Raw genomic sequence first — 18,985 nt, 5'->3', positions numbered from 1 at the left:
TCCCCATGTGGGCGGGTTGAGATTGCGCCGATGGTTACCATCCCCGTCGGCAAGTCCTCGGTGATTCGCCCGCAGACGCCGGTGACGCGCATCCTGCTCGGCAACCCCGAGAACGCGCAGGCAGCCCGCCCCAGCGCCGAAGCGCCCAAGGACGACAAGGGTGGCGCCCAGCAGATGAGCCAGGGCGACGGACGTCCCGGTGTCGCCCAGGTCGATGTGCTGCTGCTGAGCCCGAACGAGATCTACCTGCTCGGTAAGAGCGTCGGCGCAACGAATATCGTCCTTGTTGACCGCGCAGGGGGCTGCACGGCCCTGGACGTAACGGTCGGGATGGACGTGACATCGGTGCAAAGCGCGTTCGCCACCTTGCTGCCCAATGAAACGGGCATCAAGGTCAGTTCCGCGTATGACTCTCTTGTGCTCACCGGCACCGTTTCCGATGCGACCAAGGTCGACCGCGCCGTGGAGATCGCATCTGCATACGTTCGGGATGGCGGAGGGCAGGCCGGGCGAAATCTGCGCGTACTCAACATGCTCCAGGTCGGTGCCCCGCAACAGGTGATGCTGGAAGTGAAAGTCGCCGAGGTATCGAAGGCAGTACTCGACCGCTTCGGTATCGACTTCTCGCGTGCCTATGTCGATGGCTCCGTGATGCGCTTCCTGTCCGGGATATTCGGCGGCAACTCCGGCCGGCTCGGGCAGATCTCCCGTGTCGGTCCGAACGGTACGCCACTCAGTTCCGTAGGCGCAGTGGTCGGCGGCACGATTCCGGGCGATATTGCAGCCGGCGGCAACGTGACGCAGGAATTGACCCAGATCGGCGGACAACTCGTCCCGAAGTTCACAACCACCTTCGGTACCGTGCCCGCTGAAGGCGTCACGAACCTCGGCCTCGACATGCAGAAGACCGATGGCCTGGTGAAGATCCTTGCGGAGCCGACGGTGATGGCCATCAGCGGGCAAGAGGGCAGCTTCCTCGCCGGCGGCAAGATTTTCATTCCCGTCGCGCAGAGCAACAACAGCGGCGGCCAGACGATCACGCTGGAAGAGAAGGAGTTCGGCGTCTCGGTGAAGTTCACTCCGACGGTGCTCGATGGCGGTCGCATAAACCTCGCCGTGCGCCCCGAGGTCTCGGAACTCAACCGCGAAGGCGTGGGCTTGACCGCTCCTGGGGTCAACGGTCTCGCGATCCTGCCGGCCTTCACGACGCGCCGGGCCTTCACGACGGTCCAACTCCAAGACGGACAAAGCTTTGCGATCGGCGGCCTGATCAAGAACAACGCGACAACGAACATCCGCGCCTTCCCTGTCCTCGGCGAGCTCCCGATCATTGGCGCACTGTTCCGCAGCACCGAGTTCCAGACCGACAAATCCGAACTCGTGTTCGTCATCACGCCACGGCTCGTCAAGCCGCTGCCGCCCAACTACGCGCTACCGACCGACAACTACGTCGAGCCGAATCGCGCCGCCGTGATCTGGGGCGGCAAGCTGGAAGGCGGCGCAGCTCCCGCGCTGGAGCAAAGCGCGATGCCCGCGGCCGCCGAAACAGCCCCCGCCGCCGGCGGATTCGAACCCAAGTGAGGAGGCCGATCATGCGCAATATCTGGATTGTTGGAAGCGCCCTCGCGGCCTTGGCCCAGACCGGCTGCGTCGCCACCTCGCCTCACTGGGACGCGCAGTTTGGCGAAGCGGCAAGAACCCTCGCAGCACAGCAGATGATCGCCCCGGAAGGCTCGCTCAACCCATCGACCGTGTCCGGAATGGATGGCAAGGCCGCCCAGGGGGCGATGAGCGAATACGCCAAGAGCTTCACGCAACCGCAACCGCAGACGGGCGTCTTCACGATCGGCGTCGGCGGTTCGGGGCAATAAGGGCGTAGCAGGGAGGAGAGCGAAAATGCCCGTGGTTATCACTTCCAGATCCCGCCAACGCGGCGTCGTCGCCATCATGGCCGGCCTGACCGCCGTGACGCTGTTTGCTTTCGGGGGCTTGGTGCTGGACCTCGGGCATCTCTACATTGCGAAATCCGAACTTCAGAACGCCTCGGATGCCGCTGCACTGGCCGGGGCCAAGGAACTCAACAACAAGCTGAGCGGTGTAACCGCTGCCGTGAACAAGGCAATCGCGATCGCGGCGCAGCACCGGTACGATTTTTCCAAGCCCGTCAGCATCACGATTGCAAATATACGCGTTGCATCATGCCCCAATGCCAACAATCTGAATACATGGAGCCGTCCTAGCCTCCGAAGCCCGACCTGCACCTTCGTCCCTGCGGCCAGTATCACGAGCGATGCGCAGGCTTCCGGGCTGAGTTTCCTCGAAGTTGATACCGGAACCCAATCCCTCAACACCTACCTGATGCGGGTGGCCGGCGCGGCCTTCAACACTACGCAAACGGCGGGCTATTCGGTGGCCGGGCAGTTCCTAACGAACGTGACGCCGATTGGTGTATGCGCGATCGATCCGGACAACAAGACGCGCAAGTACACCTACCCGGACGGATCCAGCGAGCTGATCGAACTCGGATTCCGTCGGGGCGTCAGCTACAACATCATCCAGCTCAACCCGCTTGGCGGATCGAACGGCACCCCCTTCCTGATCAACCCCGTCGATGCGCCGCCGGCGGCTTGCGACCCCTCGCACTCGAGCGCGAACTTCACTGCACCATTCGTTTGTCAAGGCAACAGTGCGGTCGTCAGTGGTGACGATTTCGCGGGTACGAAAGTGTACGTCAATACGGGTTTTTCAGCCGGTCCGATACAGCGCGCATTGAATAGTCGCTTTGCTGAATTCGGCGGCGGCTCGCCGTGCGATCCGGGCAGCGCACCGTCGGACAGCAATATCAAGCACTTCAAGGCAAATGCAACACCACCCGGCGCAGCGGGGCATCCTCGCGACTGGATGGAGCACGATGCAAGTGTCCTGCCAAACCGACAAACCGTAAGCCTCAATGAAGAATTGAACCCGCTCAACACGACGAATCTCCACGAGCCGAACTACTGGCCCTTCGCAACACCACCGTCCTTGAACCCCAACCCATACGCACCGAATCCTCCGCCGACACCGCCGACTTTACCGTTCGAGCAGTATGGCGCGCTCTGGTCATATACCCGTGCATACCACGCAGACGGCAGCTCGCCTCCCAAAGCCGGACTCCCATTCGATGCGACCAATGCCGAGTGGGCGAAAATCTACAACGGCGGGAACGCGACAACGGCTGGAGGCCGGAATCTGCTCTCCAGCTACCCGTCGAGCCTTGGTTCGGGCTTTCCTGTCGGCACGCCCGCCGCTCAGCCCTCCCCGTACAATCAAACGAGTGGTGACTATTTCGACGCTCCCCCACCGATGTACAGGCCCGGCGTGCCTCATCGTCGCGTTCTAAACATTGTGATCGTGGACTGTCGAGCATTCGTCGGCTCTGGCGGCTTGTCTTGCCAAGCGCTCGATGTGAAAGGAATCGGCAAATTCTTCATGCAGATTCCGGCCGACCTCAACGGCTCGCCGAAAAGAATCGAGACTGAATTTGCGGGTCTCGTGGACCCCATCCCGACCGGTGGCATCAGACTCTATCGGTGACGGACATGAACGAATCGGGTATTCACCTCCTTCCTTCAGCCAAGAACCAACGCGGCGTCGCCGCCGTGGAGCTTGCGCTTGTAATCATCTTCCTGCTGCTGCTGACCGCAGGCATCGTCGAGTTCGGTCGCGCGTTCTGGTATTACGACGCGCTGACGAAGGCGACCCGCGACGGTGCACGCATGCTGAGTGTCGCCGATCGGGATACCTTTGACTCGGGCTCGTTCAAGAGCGATGCCATGAATCGCGTGGTGCAAGCAGCCAACGCGGCGAACCTGAAGCCGCCCCTGAGCACGTCTAATGTCTCGGTAACCTGCCTCGACGACTCGTTCAGCGCCATCGGCTGCGGCAGCGGCGTCAACGCGCCTGCCAATGTGCGGGTGGCGATTAGCGGCTACACGATCGACATCGGCGGAATGATTCCATTTCTATCGCCGACGGGTGGTGCGTCGAAGAAATACTCGGGCGTCGCGCTGGCCCCGCAGACCACGATGCGCTACATGAACTGAGGCTCCGCCATGAGGACCACACTACATCGCAGCAGCAACGGCCGGTGGGAACGGGGTGCGACGGCAGTCGAGTTCGCGATCGTCGCGATGCTCTTCTTCACAATTGTCCTCGGCATCATGGAGTTCGGCCGCGTGCTGTACGTGTGGAACACGGTCCAGGAGGTCACCCGCCGAGCAGCGCGCGAAGCGGTGGTGCGGGGATTCGCAGACGCCGGAATGGTATCGCGCGCGGCGGTGTTCAACCCCGAGACGGGTAGCGGCACTGCCTACCTGCCTGCTGGCCTGGAAATCAGCGACGCGAACGTCAAGATCAACTATCTCAACGGCTCACTTGCGGTAGCCAGTCCGATGCCAACGGACCCTGCCGATAATCTCTCCGCATGCAACGACGTTTCCCGGGCTACGAGTTGCATCCGCTTCGTTGAAGCGTGCGTGGCTACGGGCGGCAACTGCACCGGATCGGTCAATTACGTACCAATGGCTGGACTGTTTCCCTTTTTGGCAATTCCGATTCCGCTTTCCAGCGTGATCATGCCGGCCGAGAGTCTGGGTTTCAGCGTATCCCCATAGGCCCGGCAGTTTCAACATTTCAGAGGTACTGGAAATGAGCAAGACCAGAATTACCGTCGTCTCGTCCGACGCACTTCATCTGAGCCAGATCACACGCGTCCTCGAGCAGGACAAAAACCTGGGTGAAGTGTCCACGCTTCAGTGCGGCGCAAGCGAACTTGCCACATTGAAAGATGTTCCGGACGTCCTCATCGTCAACGGGGGCCTGCCGGAAAACGGCGGCCTGGAAAGTCTGGAGCAGCTGCGGCTGAAGAACCCTGAGACGGCTTTCATCGTCGTCAGCGATAACCACTCGCCGGACTTTCTGCTCCGTGCAATGCGTGCGGGGGTGCGCGAGGTGCTGCCGACCCCCACGGCGGGGACACAGTTGCACGCAGCAATTGGTCGCATTGCGCCCAGACGCAAGGCTCAGGACGCTGCAGACGGCAAGATCCTCGCAATGACATCCTGCAAGGGTGGAAGTGGCGCCACGTTTATTGCGACGAACCTCGCATGGGTGCTGGCAACCACGCACGGCAAACGTGTCGCACTGATCGACCTGAACCTGCAGTTCGGCGACGCGGCGATGTACGTTACCGACCAGACCCCGGCAAGCAATCTGGCTCTGGTATGCCAGCAGATCCATCGACTGGACGCCGCATTCCTCCGCTCGGCGATGATCGAGGTCGCGCCCAATTTCCACTTGCTCGCCGCCCCGGACGATCCCGCCCATGCGACGGATGTGAGGGCCGAACATGTCGAAGCCATCCTAAAGGTCGCGCGCGCGAATTACGACTTCGTCATTGTCGACGTCGGCCGTTCGCTCGACGGCGTGAGCCTGCAGCCCTTCGACATGGCGGACATGATCTTCCCGGTGGTGCAACTCACGCTGCCGTTCATCCGCGAAGCGAAGCGACTGGTTCAGGTGTTCCTGTCGCTCGGCTACCCGATGGCGAAGGTGGGGTTGATCGTCAATCGCCATCACAAGAATTGTGAGATCAGCCTGCAGGACCTCGAGCGCACGGTGAATGCAAAAGTGTTCAAGACGGTGCCGAACTGCTACGAAGAGGTCGCAGCATCGGTGAATCAGGGGGAACCGATCGCGCGCCTGGCGAAGAACAGCCCTGTAACGAAGGCCTTGCGCGAGGTTGCCGCGTCGCTCGACACCGTGCAGGAAAAGAACGGCAAGGGTTGGCTATCGCGTCTGTTCGCGACCCATTGAGGCGTGCCTTAGCCGATTTTTCTAGGGGAACATGAAATGAGTCTGCGCCAGCGCCTCGAATCGGTATCCGCGGATAGCGCCCTGCGTCCGCAGGTCGCCCCCGACACCGGTGCCTCAAAGGCTTACCAAAGCCTGAAGATGCGCATCCATCAATTGCTGCTTTCGCGCATCGACCTCGAAGCGATGGAGAACCTCGCACCCGAGCGTCTGCGCGAAGAACTACGGCTGATGGTCGAGCGCCTGCTCACCGAGGAAAACGTCGTCGTCAACACGAACGAACGACGCGACCTGGTGCGCGATATCCAGTACGAGATGCTGGGGCTTGGTCCGATCGAGCCCTTGCTCGCCGACCCGACAGTGTCCGACATCCTGATCAACGGCTCACAGCAAATCTACGTTGAGCGCCACGGCAAGATCGAGCTGACCGACGTCACGTTCAGTGACGACGCGCACCTGATGAAGATCATCGACAAGATCGTGTCGCGGGTCGGACGGCGTGTCGATGAGTCCAGTCCGATGGTCGATGCGCGCCTACCGGACGGCTCGCGCGTGAACGCGATCATTCCGCCGCTCGCACTCGACGGTCCGGTCGTCTCAATTCGGCGCTTTGCCGCGATTCCGCTGACGATGGAGAAGCTGATCGAATACAAGTCGCTGACACCCCAGATGGCCGAACTGCTCGCTGGCCTGGTGCGCGCGAAGGTCAACATCCTGATCTCGGGCGGCACTGGCAGCGGCAAAACGACCCTGCTGAACATCATGTCCCACAGCATCCCCGAGGACGAACGCATCGTCACGATCGAGGATGCGGCGGAATTGCAGTTGCAGCAGCCTCACATCGTTCGTCTCGAAACGCGCCCACCGAACATCGAAGGCAAGGGTGAGGTGACGCAACGATCCCTTGTCCGCAACGCGCTGCGAATGCGTCCGGACCGCATCATCCTCGGCGAGACGCGTGGCGCGGAGGCCTTTGACGTGTTGCAGGCGATGAATACCGGCCACGAAGGGTCAATGACGACCGTCCATGCGAACACGCCGCGCGACGCGCTGGGTCGCATGGAGAACATGATCGGCATGTCCGGCGCCAACCTGCCGCCGAAAGTCGCGCGCAGTCAGATCGCGAGCGCCATCGGCGTGATCGTGCAGGCCAGCCGCCTGACCGACGGCAAGCGGAAGCTGATGAGCATCCAGGAAATTACCGGGATGGAAGGGGACGTCATCACGATGCAGGAGATCTTCACCTTCCGGCAGACCGGCATTTCCGACACCGGCGTCGTGCAGGGCCATTTCGCCGCAACCGGCGTGCGCCCCCATTTCGCCGACCGCCTGCGTTCCTTCGGAATCCGCCTTCCCGAAGACATGTTCAACCCAAGCCGGCGCTTCGAGTGAGGCTGACATGGACACCCTGACGCTGCTGTTTGCGCTCGCGACCTTTATCGCCGTGGTGCTGTTTCTGGAGGGTGCCTACCTGTGGTGGGCCTCGTCACATAGTGCCGAGGTGAAGCGCCTCAACCGGCGCCTCGAGGAAGTCGCGACCGGCGCACAAGGTGCCCGCCCGGCATCGCTCTACAAGGACCAGAACGCCACCGGTTCAGCGACCGGAGACCGCATGCTCGCGGCGATTCCGCGCCTGGACGGATTGAACCGTCTGATCGTGCAGTCCCGCCTGAACCTGACGCTCGCGCAGTTTCTCGGCTGGACGGCTGCGCTGGCCGCGCTGGGCTTCGCGGTCCCGCTGCTGTTCGACCGACCCGTGATCCTCAGTGTGCTCGCCGCCGGCATCCTGGCGGCGTTGCCGACACTGTATGTCATACGGGCCCGCTCTCAGCATATGCAGCAGTTCGAGCGCCAACTGCCCGAAGCCCTCGACCTGATGGGGCGTGCGCTGCGCGCCGGCCATGCATTTCCCACGGCAATCAAGATGGTCGCCGAGGAGATGAAGGACCCGATCGGCGGCGAGTTCCGCATCCTCTTCGACGAGATGAACTACGGCGTGCCGCAGCAGACCGCGCTGCTGAACCTCGCATCGCGCACGGACAGCACGGACCTCAGCTACTTCGTGATCGCGGTGCTGATCCAGCGTGACTCCGGTGGCAACCTTGCGGAACTCCTCGACAACATCAGTTCTATCATCCGCGCGCGTCTCAAGCTATATGGGGAAATCCGCACGCTGTCGGCGGAGGGCCGTCTGTCCGCATGGATTCTCGGCTGCCTGCCCTTCGTGACGGGGGGAATGGTCAATATCGTGAACCCCGGATTTATGAAGGTGCTATGGGAAGACCCCGCCGGGATCAACTTCATTTACGGAGCCCTGTCCATGATGGTCATTGGCATCCTGTGGATGCGCAAGATCATTCGTATCCGGGTCTAGCCGCACGGCAAAGAGGAGAACGCAAACATGGACTATACGCAGATCGCGTTTCTCGGACTGCTCTTCGTCGCAGTCACGGCCGGCGCATTCTTTGTGATGAATCTGTTCACGCGTTCGGCGACCGCCGAGCGATTGGCGGTACTCGGGGCAGGCGGCAAAGCGGCGGCAGTTCCGGGCGGCGACGCCTGGATCGAACGCACCGTGAAGCTCACCCGCCCCTTTGCCAAACTCTCAACCCCGGAGAATAGCGAGGACACATCGGCGTTGCGCGCACGCTTCATGCATGCGGGCATCCGTAACCCGTCTGCCCCAGTCGCATTCTTCGGCATCAAGACGGCCCTCGCGCTGGGTCTGCCCTTGCTGGCATATTTCACGATTCTGGTCTCGAAGCCCGGCCTGCAATTCCAGGGAATGCTTTTCTTCGTACTGCTTGCGGCGACCATCGGCTACTACCTGCCCAACACCGTGCTGAATCGCATGATCTTTGTCCGGCAGCGCGAGATTTTCGAGACTTTTCCCGATGCCCTCGACCTGATGACGGTCTGCGTGGAGGCGGGCCTCGGCGTCGAAGCGGCGCTCGTTCGCGTTGCCGACGAAATGCAGCATAAGAGCGAAGCTTTGGCCGAAGAACTGCACCTCGTCACCCTTGAATTGCGGGCTGGCCTGGAACGAGCGCGCGCTCTGCGCAACCTGGCGACGCGCACCGGAGTCGAGGAAGTCGAGGGCTTCGTCGCGATGATCATCCAGGCCGAGCGCTTCGGTACCAGCATCGCCGCGTCGCTGCGCGTCCATTCGGACATGCTGCGCACGCGCCGCCGCCAGCGTGCCGAGGAAGCCGCCGCGAAGATCGCACTGAAGTTGCTGTTTCCGCTGATCTTCTGCATTTTCCCCTCGCTGATGCTCGTACTGCTCGGGCCGGCGATGATCCAGGTGTACCGCATCCTGCTACCAACGTTTGCCGGCACCAGCGGTGGCTGATATTGGCTGGCATCCAAAGGGAGAACAGCAATGAACAGGTACGCACTCACCCTGAAGCCCGTGCTTGCAGCCATCGTCCTTGGCGCCTGTAGCACCACGCCGGACATGCCGAAGGACGCGTGGAAGATCGCCCCGGTTCAGACCGTCCGGCACGGCGGCGCGAGTGCGGCGGGCTACTTTGCGCTCGGTCGCGTCAAGGAAGGTCAGGGCGCAAGTACTCAGGCGATCGAGGCCTACCGCAAGGCGATTTCGGCCGACCCTGCTCACGCGGCGGCGTGGAATGCCCTCGGCGCGCTGCAGATGCAGCTCGGCCGGACCGACGAAGGGCTGCAGGCACTTGAACGCGCGGTCAGCCTTGCGCCGACGACGAGCCACCTGCACAACAACCTTGGCTACGCCCTGTTGCTCGCCGCTCGTGATGACGACGCGGCGAAGGCGCTGCGGCGGGCGGTGGAACTCGATGGCGGCAACCGCCGCGCGTGGAGCAACCTCGCGACCGCCTACCGGCGGCTGGGAGCGCTGGACCAGGCCGAGTTCGCGGAAGCCCGCGCGAGCGGCCGCTGGCCTGCCGGGCCCGCCACACCGACGATGACGGCCTCGACTTCGCAACAGCCTTCTTCCCAGCCTTCGGCAAATTCGCCGACACCTGTCCCGCAGCAGCCGGCCCCAGTGGTTGCGGCAAACGTGGCGCCAACGCCCGCGCCGACACTTGCCGCGCCGGTGGCGCCGGTGGCACCGAAGACGCTCACGTCGCCGCCCGTGACGGTCAGTGCCGTGCTTACCGAAACGTCGCCGGCTGCGACGCCGATCGCCGCTCTGGCGCCGGCCGTATCGGCGGCGCCGGCCACGGCGCCTGCCGAACCCGTTCAGACACCCAGCCTCGAAGCGCAAACTGCCGCCCTCGGGTTCGCTACTGTGACACCGGCGTCCGTGCGGACCGCTGCAGCACCGCTGGTGACGACGAAGCCGAGCGCAACCCTGGTGAAAGTGGCGGAAAACGTGTTCGAACTGCGCAACGCGCCAACGACTACCGCGGCGACCGCAATTGCCGAAGCCGCTGCGATCATCGCCGCAGTGGCGCCTCCGGCGCCTGCCGTTGCCCGGCCCCCCGTCGCCGCCGGAACAACGCCGGTCGCGCAAGCACCGGCTGCCGACGCAGCGAATCGGGCCGCTCGATATGAGATCGCAAACGGTCACGGCGGCGAGGGGCTGGCGCGGCGCCTTGCAGGACTGCTCGGCCAGCAGGGCTTTGCACGCCCGCGACTGACGAATCAGGCTCCGTACAACCAGGCTTCATCGGTGATCCAGTACCGCGATGGCTATCGCGCGTCGGCCGAAGCCTTCGCATCGCAGCTGCCGTTCCGGCCCACCGTGCAGGCCGCAGCGAACGGCGACCTGCGGGTGGATGTTCGACTGGTACTCGGGCGCGATCTCACGACCAGCGACGCGTGCGCGGTTCTGGGCCTTTGCGCGCGGGTCGCCCAAACGCGGGCGCCGAAACTCGCAGCTGCGCGCGGCGGAACCGATTGAGGCGGCCCCACACAAACTGAGTCACACTGGCGATTTACTACGCAGACGCTCCAAAGAGGGGCGTCATGATTCGTAGTGCAGGTCCCGTCGATCGTCGGTGGCGCAATTTCGCGACGGAGGCTCAGGTTCGTTTCAAATCCCTGTAAAGGTTCTCGTGAGGACCAACGGATTCCAGATATACCAACCTGACTTGCTCTGCGACCGTGTATCCAAGCAAATAGAGTTGCCCCTGGCTGCGAAACTTGACGACCATCAACTCTGCCAGATCCCCTTTCTTGCGTTCGCCTATCGCGGGGTTTTCCGCGATGGACGCGACTGCGATGTCGACGTCTACAACGACGTTGTTGTGCAGTTTCTTGTACTGGCGGGCAAATCGGCGCGTCTGCAGGATGTCGTAACCGCTCACTGCGGACGACTCCGGGGCACGAAGGGCGTAGCCTCTTCGCGTGCCTCGGCCATCGATGCAAGAGACTCGGCGACAAAACTTACCGGCAGGTCGGGGTTGTCGAGCGCCGCCCTCCCCACCTTTGCCCAGAATTCAATCTGGCCTGCGATGGTGCGATGCTCAGCGGCGGCATCAGCCTTGGCCTGGTTGTAAAGCGTCTGGTCAATTCGAATAGAGGTCGTGGCGGACATGGCAGATCTGTTACTACAATTGTGGTAAAACCATCTTAGCGCTGAAAATCGCGCCAGTCCACCTCCAAAAGGAACAAACCCCCGCGGAGTACAGCCTCGCGGGGGTTTGCGATATTGCTGCGGCACATGTCGTGCCGCGGGCTTTTAACGAGCGCTCAGTGCGACGAAGCCGTCGCTGCGCCGACACCCGTCTGCGCGCGCACGTACTGGTCTTCGAAGGCTTCGATTTCCTTCTGTGCGGCGACGCTGCTGTCCATCTTCGACACGACGATCGCGAGGAAGAAGGCGATCGGCATCGAGAACAGCGCCGGCTGCGTGTAGGGGAAGATCGCGGCCGCGTTGTGCAGCACGTCCACCCACACCGACTTCGACAGCACGACGAAGGTCACGGCGCTGAAGAGGCCGGAGTAGCCGCCCCACAGCGCGCCGCGCGTGGTCAGGCCCCTCCAGTACATGGACAGGATCAGCACCGGGAAGTTGGCCGACGCGGCGACACCGAAGGCGAGCGCGACCATGAACGCGATGTTCATCTTCTCGAAGGCCATGCCGAGCAGGATCGCGACGATGCCGAGGCCGATGGTGGCGAACTTGGACACCTTCAGCTCGGTTTTTTCCGACGCCTTGCCCTTCATGATGACACGGGCGTAGATGTCGTGCGAGATCGCCGAGGCGCCGGCCAGCGCGAGACCGGCGACGACCGCGAGGATGGTCGCGAAGGCCACGGCCGACAGGAAGCCGAGCAGCAGGTTGCCGCCGACCGCCTTGGCGAGGTGCATGGCGATCATGTTGCCGCCGCCGATGACCTTGCCGCCGAGCTGGCCGCCCTCGAAGAACTCGGGGTTGGTGCCGACGATCAGGATCGCGCACAGGCCCATGATGGCGATGACGTTGAAGAAGTACGCGACGATGCCCGAGGCGTAGAGCACCGACTTGCGCGCTTCCTTGGCGTCGGTGACGGTGAAGAAGCGCATCAGGATGTGCGGCAGGCCGGCGGTGCCGAACATCAGGCCGAGGCCGAGCGAGATCGCGGTGACCGGATCGGCGAGCAGGCTGCCCGGGGAGAGGAGCTTGCCGCCGAGCTTGTGCACTTCCATCGCGCGGGTTGTCAGTTCGTCGAAGCTGAAGCCGAACTGGCTGAACGCGAGCAGCATCACGGTGGTGCCGCCGATCAGCAGCATGCAGGCCTTGATGATCTGCACCCAGGTCGTCGCGACCATGCCGCCGAAGGTGACGTACACCATCATCAGCGCGCCGACCACGAACAGCGCGATGTTGTAATCGAGGCCGAACAGCAGCTTGATGAGCTGGCCGGCGCCGACCATCTGCGCAACGAGGTAGAAGCAGACGACGGTCAGCGAGCTGACGGCGGCCATCGTGCGCACCTTGCCCTGGTCGAGGCGGTAGGCGGTGATGTCGGCGAAGGTGAACTTGCCGAGGTTGCGCAGGCGTTCGGCCATCAGGAACAGGATGATGGGCCAGCCGACAAAGAACGCGATCATGTAGATGTACGCATCGACGCCCTGCGTGTACATCATCGCGGTGAGACCGAGCAGCGTCGCGGCGGACATGTAGTCACCGGCGATCGCGAGGCCGTTCTGCCAACCGGTGATGCCACCGCCGGCAGTGTAGAAGTCGGCGGTCGACTTGGTGCGCGAGGCGGCCCAGTAGGTGATGCCCAGCGTCAACATCACGAAGATGAAGAACATGCCGATCGCGTGCAGGTTGAGGCCCTGCTTTTCCGTCTGGGCGATGGCATCGCCGGCAACGGCCGAAGCAGCCACGGACATCGAGAACAGGCCGGCGGCCAGGCGCGAGATAACGGTGGCTTTCATTATTTTTCTTCCTTCCACGCGGAACGCACGATTTCGTTGTTGATGTCGTCGAATTCGCCGTTGGCGCGACGCACGTAGACCAGCGTCAGCACCCAGAAGAACACGAACTGGAACAGGCCGGCGGCGACGCCGAAGGTCAGGTTGCTGCCTTCCGACAGCTGCTTCGCGATCAGCCCGGGCGCGAACGCGACGAGCAGGACGAAGCCGTAGAAGATCGTCAGGACGATGATCGACAGGATCGTCGCGAAGCGGGTGCGCTTCTCGACGAGTTCCGTAAAGCGCGGATTGCGCCTGATGTGCGCATACATTGATACAGACATTCCCTCTCCCTCCAAGAAAAGCAACGGTGTCACGCTGCCCCTCCACACTCCTCCTTCTGCCGACCCGATGTCTGTTGCACCAGTGCCGACGGGCGGATGATATATCATCTACAAGACTCCATACCATAACGTATGGAGTTTTTTTAATTACTTGATAAATTGAATTTTTCTACCATTTTCGAAGTAATGGACGAAACCCCGGCCATGAGCGGCGAGATACTCTTTTCCACCGATGGCGACATCGCCACGCTGACCCTCTCCAACCCCGACAAGCTGAACGCGATCGACTCCGCGATGTGGGTCGCGCTGCGCGAAGCCTTCGAGCGTATCGCCGCGACGCCCGCACTGCGCTGCGTGATCCTGCGCGGTGCGGGCGACAAGGCGTTCGCGGCGGGTGGCGATATCGAGGAGTTCCTGACCGTGCGCGCGACCGTCGACGACGCGCTGCACTACCACGACACGCTGGTCGCCGCGGCGCTGGACGCGATCCGCGCGTGCGCGATTCCGACCGTGGCCGCGATTCAGGGCGCCTGCGTCGGCGGCGGACTGGAGATCGCCGGTTGCTGCGACCTGCGCATCGCCGGCGAATCGGCACGCTTCGGCGCCCCGATCAACCGCCTGGGCTTCTCGATGTATCCGGGCGAGATGGCGGGCCTGCTGGACCTGGTCGGCCCGGCGGTCTTGCTCGAGATCCTGCTCGAGGGACGCATCCTCGACGCGCGCGAGGCGCTGCAGAAGGGGCTGCTGACGCGCGTGACCGACGACGAGAAGGTGCTGGACGAGGCCCGCGCGAGCGCCGCACGCATCGTCGCCGGCGCGCCGTTGGTGGCACGCTGGCACAAGCAGTGGGTACATCGGCTGATGCGCGGCGGCGCGCTGAGCGCAGAAGAAAAGCGCGCCGCGTTCGACTTCCTCGCGACAGACGACTACCGCGAGGGGCTCGACGCGTTTTTCGCGAAGCGCAAGCCGGTGTTTTCCGGGCGCTGATCGGTAGGACGCCTTGTTCCTCCCCCTTCAAGGGGGGCGGAGCACAGCGCATTTCGCCGTCTCGCTTTCTACCCGAGCCACGCCCCCGGCAACACCGGCGACAGATCCAGGTTCTGCGCGACGCTGTCCGCCAACCGATCAAGATCCGCTTCACGCCGCGCTGCGAGATCGACCGTTTCGACCTCCCCTGCCCCGGCCCACGCGAGCAGCACGGACAGGGCTTCGGGCGCGTCGAACAGCCCGTGCAGGTAGGTGCCGAGGATCTGCCCGTCGGCCGAGAGTGCGCCGTCGGCACGGCCGTCGTCGAAGCGCAGCGCAGGGCGGTCGAGGGCCGCGCCGCGGCTCACGCCCATGTGGATCTCGTAACCGGCGACCGCAGCACTGCCCGGCAGGCACAGCGCGCCGCTGCGGTTCTCAAGCTGCTTTTCGGCTTCAAGCACGGTTTCCATGTCGAGCAGACTCAGCCCCGCGACGGTGCTCGGCGCCCCTTCCAGCCCCTGCGGGTCCGCGAGGCGCGTGCCGAGCATCTGGAAGCCGCCGCAGATGCCCGCAACTTTCCCGCCGTAGCGCAGGTGCCGCCTGATCGCCGGCTCCCAGCCCTGCGCGCGCAGCCAGGCGAGATCGGCTTGCACGCTCTTGGAGCCGGGCAGCACGATCAGGTCGGCGGGCGGGATCGCCTGTCCGGGCCCGACCCAGCGGAAATCGATCTGCGGATGCAGGCGCAACGCGTCGAGGTCGGTGTGGTTGGAGATGCGCGGATAGACCGGCGCGACCACGCGCAGGCGCGTCTCGCGCTTGTCGACGCTGGCCTCGCCGAGCGCGTCCTCGGCGTCGAGGAACAGGCCATGCAGGTAGGGCAGCACGCCCAGCACCGGCCTGCCCGTGCGTTGCTCGAGCCAGTCCAGCCCCGATTGCAGCAGGCCGATGTCGCCGCGGAAACGGTTGATGACGAAGCCCTTCACGCGCGCCTGCTCCGACGGCGACAGCAGTTCGAGCGTGCCGACCAGATGCGCGAACACGCCGCCGCGGTCGATGTCGGCGACGAGGATCACCGGCACGTCGGCGGCCTCGGCGAAGCCCATGTTGGCGATGTCGCGATCGCGCAGGTTGATCTCGGCCGGGCTCCCGGCGCCTTCGACGAGCACGCACTCGTAGGCGCTCGTGAGGCGGTCCCAGGACTGCATCACGGCCTTCATCGCGGTCGGCTTGTAGGCGTGGTAGTCGCGCGCCGACAGGTTGGCGGCGACTTTGCCGTGAATGACGACTTGCGCGCCGATGTCCGTGGACGGCTTGAGCAGCACGGGATTGAAGTCGGTGTGCGGCGCGACCCCGGCGGCAAGCGCCTGCAGCGCCTGTGCGCGTCCGATTTCGCCGCCGTCCGCCGTGACCGCCGAGTTGAGCGCCATGTTCTGCGGCTTGAACGGCGCGACGCGCACGCCACGCCGCGCGAGCAGGCGCGCGAGTCCGGCGACCAGCGTGCTCTTGCCCGCGTCGGAGGTCGTTCCCTGCACCATCAGGGTGATTGCTTGCGGCATGGCGTAGAATCCCGGCTCGTTCAAAGTGGCGGATTATCGCCGATAAGCTTCGTCCCGATGACTGCCCTGCTCGTCAAACTCCTCGCCGGCATCGCGCTCGACCACCTGCTCGGCGAACCGCGCCGCTGGCATCCGCTGGTCGGCTTCGGCCGCTGGGCCGGCTGGCTGGAGGCGCGCCTGCGTCCGCGGCTGCCGACCCGCGCGGGCGGGCTACTCGCCTGGCTGCTGGCGATCGGGCCGTGGCTCGCGCTGGCGCTGCTGTTGCGCGCAAGCCATCCCGCCGCGCACTGGCTGGTCGATATCGGCCTGCTCTACTTCGCGCTCGGCGCGCGCAGCCTCGCGCAGCATGCCGAGGCGATCGCAGCGCCGCTCGCGGCCGGCGACCTCGACATGGCGCGCGAGCGCGTGGGCTGGATCGTCAGCCGCGACACGCGCGCGCTCGATGCCGCCGGCGTCGCCAAGGCCGGCACCGAATCGGTGCTCGAAAACGGCAACGACGCGGTGTTCGGCGCGCTGTTCTGGTTCTGCGTCGCGGGCGGCGCGGGCGCGCTGGGGTTCCGCCTCGCCAACACGCTCGACGCGATGTGGGGCTACCGCACCGAACGCTTCATCCGCTTCGGCTGGGCCGCGGCACGCCTCGACGACGTCATGAACTGGCTGCCGGCGCGGCTCACCGCGCTGACCTACGCGCTGCTCGGCCGCAGCCGCGACGCGCTCACGTGCTGGCGTGCACAGGCCCCGGCCTGGGACAGCCCCAACGCCGGGCCGGTGATGGCGGCGGGCGCCGGCGCGCTCGGGGTGCAGCTCGGCGGCGCGGCGATCTACCACGGCCGCGAGGAGCAGCGCCCGCCACTCGGCTGCGGCCGAACGCCGGACGCCGCGAGCGTGCGCGCCGCGGTCCGCCTGATGCAGCACGGCATGCTGCTGTGGCTGGGCGTTGTTGCCGCCGGCGCGATCATTGCGGCGCTTGCGGGAGCGCGATGATGGGCTTCGAGGGAGCTGCCATGTGGGCGCGGCTTCAGCCGCGAATCTCGCATGCTTGAGCACGGCGGACGCCTGCGCCGCGCGGCACAGCAGTACGGCATCCCGCTCTCCGACTGGCTGGACCTGTCGACCGGCATCAACCCGCACGCGTGGCCCGTGCCGCCCGTTCCGGCATCCGCCTGGCACCGCCTGCCCGAAGACGGCGACGGACTCGAGGCGGCCGCCGCGGACTACTACGGCACCGACCAGCTGCTGCCGGTCGCCGGCTCGCAGCCGGCGATCCAGGCCCTGCCGGCGCTGATCCCCGGCGAGCGCGTGACCGTGCTCGCGCCGACCTATGCTGAACATCCGCATGCCTGGCGCGGCCGCACGCTGCGCCCTGTCGCGGCGGAGGCCGTCGAGGAGGCGATCGACAACAGCGACGTGCTGCTCCTCGTGCACCCCAACAACCCGTCCGGCGCACGCTTTTCGCGCGACCGGCTGCTGGCCTGGCACGCGCGGCTCGCGGCGCGCGGCGGCTGGCTGGTCGTGGACGAAGCCTTCATCGATGCGGACCCGGCCGAGAGCCTCGCGGCCGCCGCCGGACGTGCGAACCTGGTCGTGCTGCGATCGCTCGGCAAGTTCTTCGGGCTGGCCGGTGCGCGCGTCGGCTTCGTGCTCGCGCCGGCGGAGCTGCGCAAACGACTGGCCGACCTCCTCGGGCCGTGGACGCTGAGCGGCCCTGCACGCCACGTCGCCCGCGCGGCACTGGCCGACCACACATGGCAGGACGCAATGCGCGAACGCCTGCAGCGCGAAGCCGCGCGCCTCGCCGACCTGCTGCGCCACAGCGGCTTGGGCGAACCCGTCGGGCCGGCATTGTTCCAGTGGGTGCGCCATGCGGACGCACCCGCGGTACAGGACCGACTCGCGCGCGCCGGCATCCTCGTGCGCCGCTTTGACGACCCGGCGAGCCTGCGCTTCGGCCTGCCGCCGGACGAGGCCGGCTGGGTGCGCCTCGCCGCGGCGCTCGACGCCTTGCGCGGGGCCGCCTGACGTGCAGCTCGACCATTACGTCAACACGATAGGCCGCCACCTGCGCGCGCGTTTCGGCGAACGCGTGCACAAGCTGCCGCTGCACGCGAACTTCACCTGCCCCAACCGCGACGGCACGCTCGGGCGCGGTGGCTGCACCTTCTGCAACGTGCGCTCGTTCAGCGACGAGGCCGAGGCGCCGATCGCGCAGCAGCTCGATGCCGGCCGCGTCCGCGCCGACCGCGCACGCCGCTACCTCGCCTACTTCCAGGCCTACACCAGCACCTATGCGGAGGTGGAGACGCTGCAGCGGCTGTACGAGGAGGCGCTCGCCGGCGCCGACATCGTCGGGCTGTGCATCGGCACGCGCCCCGATTGCGTACCCGACGCCGCACTGGACCTCCTCGCCGGCTACCGCGAGCGCGGCTACGAGGTGTGGCTGGAGTTGGGCCTGCAGAGCGCCTTCGACGACACGCTCGCGCGCGTCAATCGCGGCCACGGTTTTGCTGCCTACGCGGATGCGACGGCGCGCGCCCACGCGCGGGGAATTCCGGTGTGCACGCACCTCATCGTCGGCCTGCCGGGCGAAACGCCCGAGCGCAGCCTGGATACGCTGGACCGTGTGCTGGAGCTCGGGGTCGCGGGGCTGAAGCTGCACCCGCTGATGATCGTCAAGGGCAGCCGCCTCGCCGCCGCGTGGCGCCGTGGCGAGGTTGCGCCGCCGAACGCCTCGCATTACGCCGACGTCGCGACGGAGATGATCCGGCGCACACCCGCGGACGTCGTGTATCACCGCGTGTCCGCGACCGCCAACGCGCCGACGCTGCTGGCGCCCGCGTGGTGCGCCGCGCGATTCGAAGGGATCCACGAAATCGCCCGCCGACTCGCCGCAGCCGGCCCGCAGGGCAGCCTCACGACGCAGCCCCTGGCGCCCCCTGCCCC

General features: G+C 65.2%; 19 protein-coding genes. 14 read left to right on the top strand and 5 right to left on the bottom strand.

Features of this window, described 5'->3' with window-relative positions:
* Positions 1–30: 30 nt before the first annotated feature.
* The 10 genes from GPA27_RS21820 (at position 31) to GPA27_RS21775 (ending at position 10,735) form a co-directional block, all read left to right on the top strand.
* Entirely contained in the window at positions 31–1,581 is a 1,551-nt protein-coding gene (locus GPA27_RS21820) for a type II and III secretion system protein family protein (protein WP_246261351.1), read from the top strand.
* Positions 1,582–1,592: 11 nt separating this feature from the next.
* Complete coding sequence (locus GPA27_RS21815; protein ID WP_169142539.1) at positions 1,593–1,871, top strand: pilus assembly protein; 279 nt, start codon at positions 1,593–1,595, stop codon at positions 1,869–1,871.
* A 25-nt stretch (positions 1,872–1,896) separates the two neighbouring features.
* Positions 1,897–3,576: a pilus assembly protein TadG-related protein gene (locus tag GPA27_RS21810; RefSeq protein WP_169142538.1), complete on the top strand. Its 1,680-nt coding sequence runs from the start codon at positions 1,897–1,899 to the stop codon at positions 3,574–3,576.
* Positions 3,577–3,581: 5 nt separating this feature from the next.
* Positions 3,582–4,085, top strand: a complete 504-nt coding sequence (locus GPA27_RS21805) for a TadE/TadG family type IV pilus assembly protein (RefSeq protein WP_169142537.1) — start codon at positions 3,582–3,584, stop codon at positions 4,083–4,085.
* Between the two features lie 9 nt (positions 4,086–4,094).
* Positions 4,095–4,655 (top strand): TadE/TadG family type IV pilus assembly protein, encoded by a 561-nt coding sequence (locus GPA27_RS21800; RefSeq protein WP_169142536.1) that lies wholly within the window; start codon positions 4,095–4,097, stop codon positions 4,653–4,655.
* A 34-nt stretch (positions 4,656–4,689) separates the two neighbouring features.
* Positions 4,690–5,856: a CpaE/TadZ family protein gene (locus GPA27_RS21795; protein ID WP_169142535.1), complete on the top strand. Its 1,167-nt coding sequence runs from the start codon at positions 4,690–4,692 to the stop codon at positions 5,854–5,856.
* 36 nt (positions 5,857–5,892) lie between these two features.
* The gene (locus GPA27_RS21790; protein ID WP_169142534.1) at positions 5,893–7,245 is read left to right on the top strand and encodes a TadA family conjugal transfer-associated ATPase; all 1,353 of its coding nucleotides are present in this window, start codon (positions 5,893–5,895) and stop codon (positions 7,243–7,245) included.
* 7 nt (positions 7,246–7,252) lie between these two features.
* Positions 7,253–8,227 carry a type II secretion system F family protein gene (locus tag GPA27_RS21785; RefSeq protein ID WP_169142533.1) on the top strand — a complete coding sequence of 325 codons (975 nt, stop codon included), beginning with the start codon at positions 7,253–7,255 and terminating at the stop codon, positions 8,225–8,227.
* A gap of 27 nt (positions 8,228–8,254) precedes the next feature.
* A complete protein-coding gene (locus tag GPA27_RS21780) occupies positions 8,255–9,205 on the top strand; it encodes a type II secretion system F family protein (RefSeq protein WP_169142532.1) in 951 nt (316 codons plus the stop codon).
* Positions 9,206–9,310: 105 nt separating this feature from the next.
* Positions 9,311–10,735 (top strand): LytR C-terminal domain-containing protein, encoded by a 1,425-nt coding sequence (locus tag GPA27_RS21775; RefSeq protein WP_246261349.1) that lies wholly within the window; start codon positions 9,311–9,313, stop codon positions 10,733–10,735.
* Positions 10,736–10,856: 121 nt separating this feature from the next.
* Here the strand turns inward: GPA27_RS21775 and GPA27_RS21770 are convergent, their stop codons facing one another.
* The 4 genes from GPA27_RS21770 to GPA27_RS21755 all read right to left on the bottom strand — a co-directional run bounded on the left by GPA27_RS21770 (position 10,857) and on the right by GPA27_RS21755 (position 13,523).
* Positions 10,857–11,141 (bottom strand): type II toxin-antitoxin system RelE/ParE family toxin, encoded by a 285-nt coding sequence (locus tag GPA27_RS21770; RefSeq protein ID WP_169142530.1) that lies wholly within the window; start codon positions 11,139–11,141, stop codon positions 10,857–10,859.
* The gene (locus tag GPA27_RS21765) at positions 11,138–11,371 is read right to left on the bottom strand and encodes a ParD-like family protein (RefSeq protein ID WP_169142529.1); all 234 of its coding nucleotides are present in this window, start codon (positions 11,369–11,371) and stop codon (positions 11,138–11,140) included. Before GPA27_RS21765 ends, GPA27_RS21770 begins: the two co-directional genes overlap by 4 nt.
* Before the next feature lie 155 nt (positions 11,372–11,526).
* Entirely contained in the window at positions 11,527–13,203 is a 1,677-nt protein-coding gene (locus GPA27_RS21760) for a cation acetate symporter (RefSeq protein ID WP_169142528.1), read from the bottom strand.
* Complete coding sequence (locus tag GPA27_RS21755; protein ID WP_373322796.1) at positions 13,203–13,523, bottom strand: DUF485 domain-containing protein; 321 nt, start codon at positions 13,521–13,523, stop codon at positions 13,203–13,205. The genes GPA27_RS21760 and GPA27_RS21755 overlap by 1 nt, the downstream gene beginning before the upstream one ends.
* A gap of 204 nt (positions 13,524–13,727) precedes the next feature.
* On the opposite strand from GPA27_RS21755, the gene GPA27_RS21750 reads away from it, so the two are divergent.
* On the top strand, positions 13,728–14,510 hold the full coding sequence (locus tag GPA27_RS21750; protein ID WP_169142527.1) for an enoyl-CoA hydratase/isomerase family protein: 783 nt from the start codon (positions 13,728–13,730) through the stop codon (positions 14,508–14,510).
* Positions 14,511–14,578: 68 nt separating this feature from the next.
* On the opposite strand, the gene GPA27_RS21745 is transcribed toward GPA27_RS21750, so the two are convergent.
* The gene (locus tag GPA27_RS21745; protein ID WP_169142526.1) at positions 14,579–16,045 is read right to left on the bottom strand and encodes a cobyric acid synthase; all 1,467 of its coding nucleotides are present in this window, start codon (positions 16,043–16,045) and stop codon (positions 14,579–14,581) included.
* 57 nt (positions 16,046–16,102) lie between these two features.
* On the opposite strand from GPA27_RS21745, the gene cbiB reads away from it, so the two are divergent.
* From cbiB to mnmL, 3 genes are all read left to right on the top strand, one after another.
* Entirely contained in the window at positions 16,103–17,029 is a 927-nt protein-coding gene (gene cbiB, locus GPA27_RS21740) for an adenosylcobinamide-phosphate synthase CbiB (RefSeq protein WP_169142525.1), read from the top strand.
* A 51-nt stretch (positions 17,030–17,080) separates the two neighbouring features.
* The gene (gene cobD, locus GPA27_RS21735) at positions 17,081–18,064 is read left to right on the top strand and encodes a threonine-phosphate decarboxylase CobD (RefSeq protein ID WP_169142524.1); all 984 of its coding nucleotides are present in this window, start codon (positions 17,081–17,083) and stop codon (positions 18,062–18,064) included.
* Between the two features lies 1 nt (position 18,065).
* Positions 18,066–18,985, top strand: a 920-nt coding sequence (mnmL, locus tag GPA27_RS21730) for a tRNA modification radical SAM protein MnmL/YtqA (protein WP_169142523.1), incomplete at its 3' end; no start/stop codon positions are given.

The organism is Aromatoleum toluolicum, from assembly GCF_012911005.2.
GTDB classification, from domain to species: Bacteria; Pseudomonadota; Gammaproteobacteria; order Burkholderiales; family Rhodocyclaceae; genus Aromatoleum; species Aromatoleum toluolicum.
Note: the sequence above shows the minus strand (reverse complement) of the source record. Positions and strands in the feature narration are given on the sequence as shown.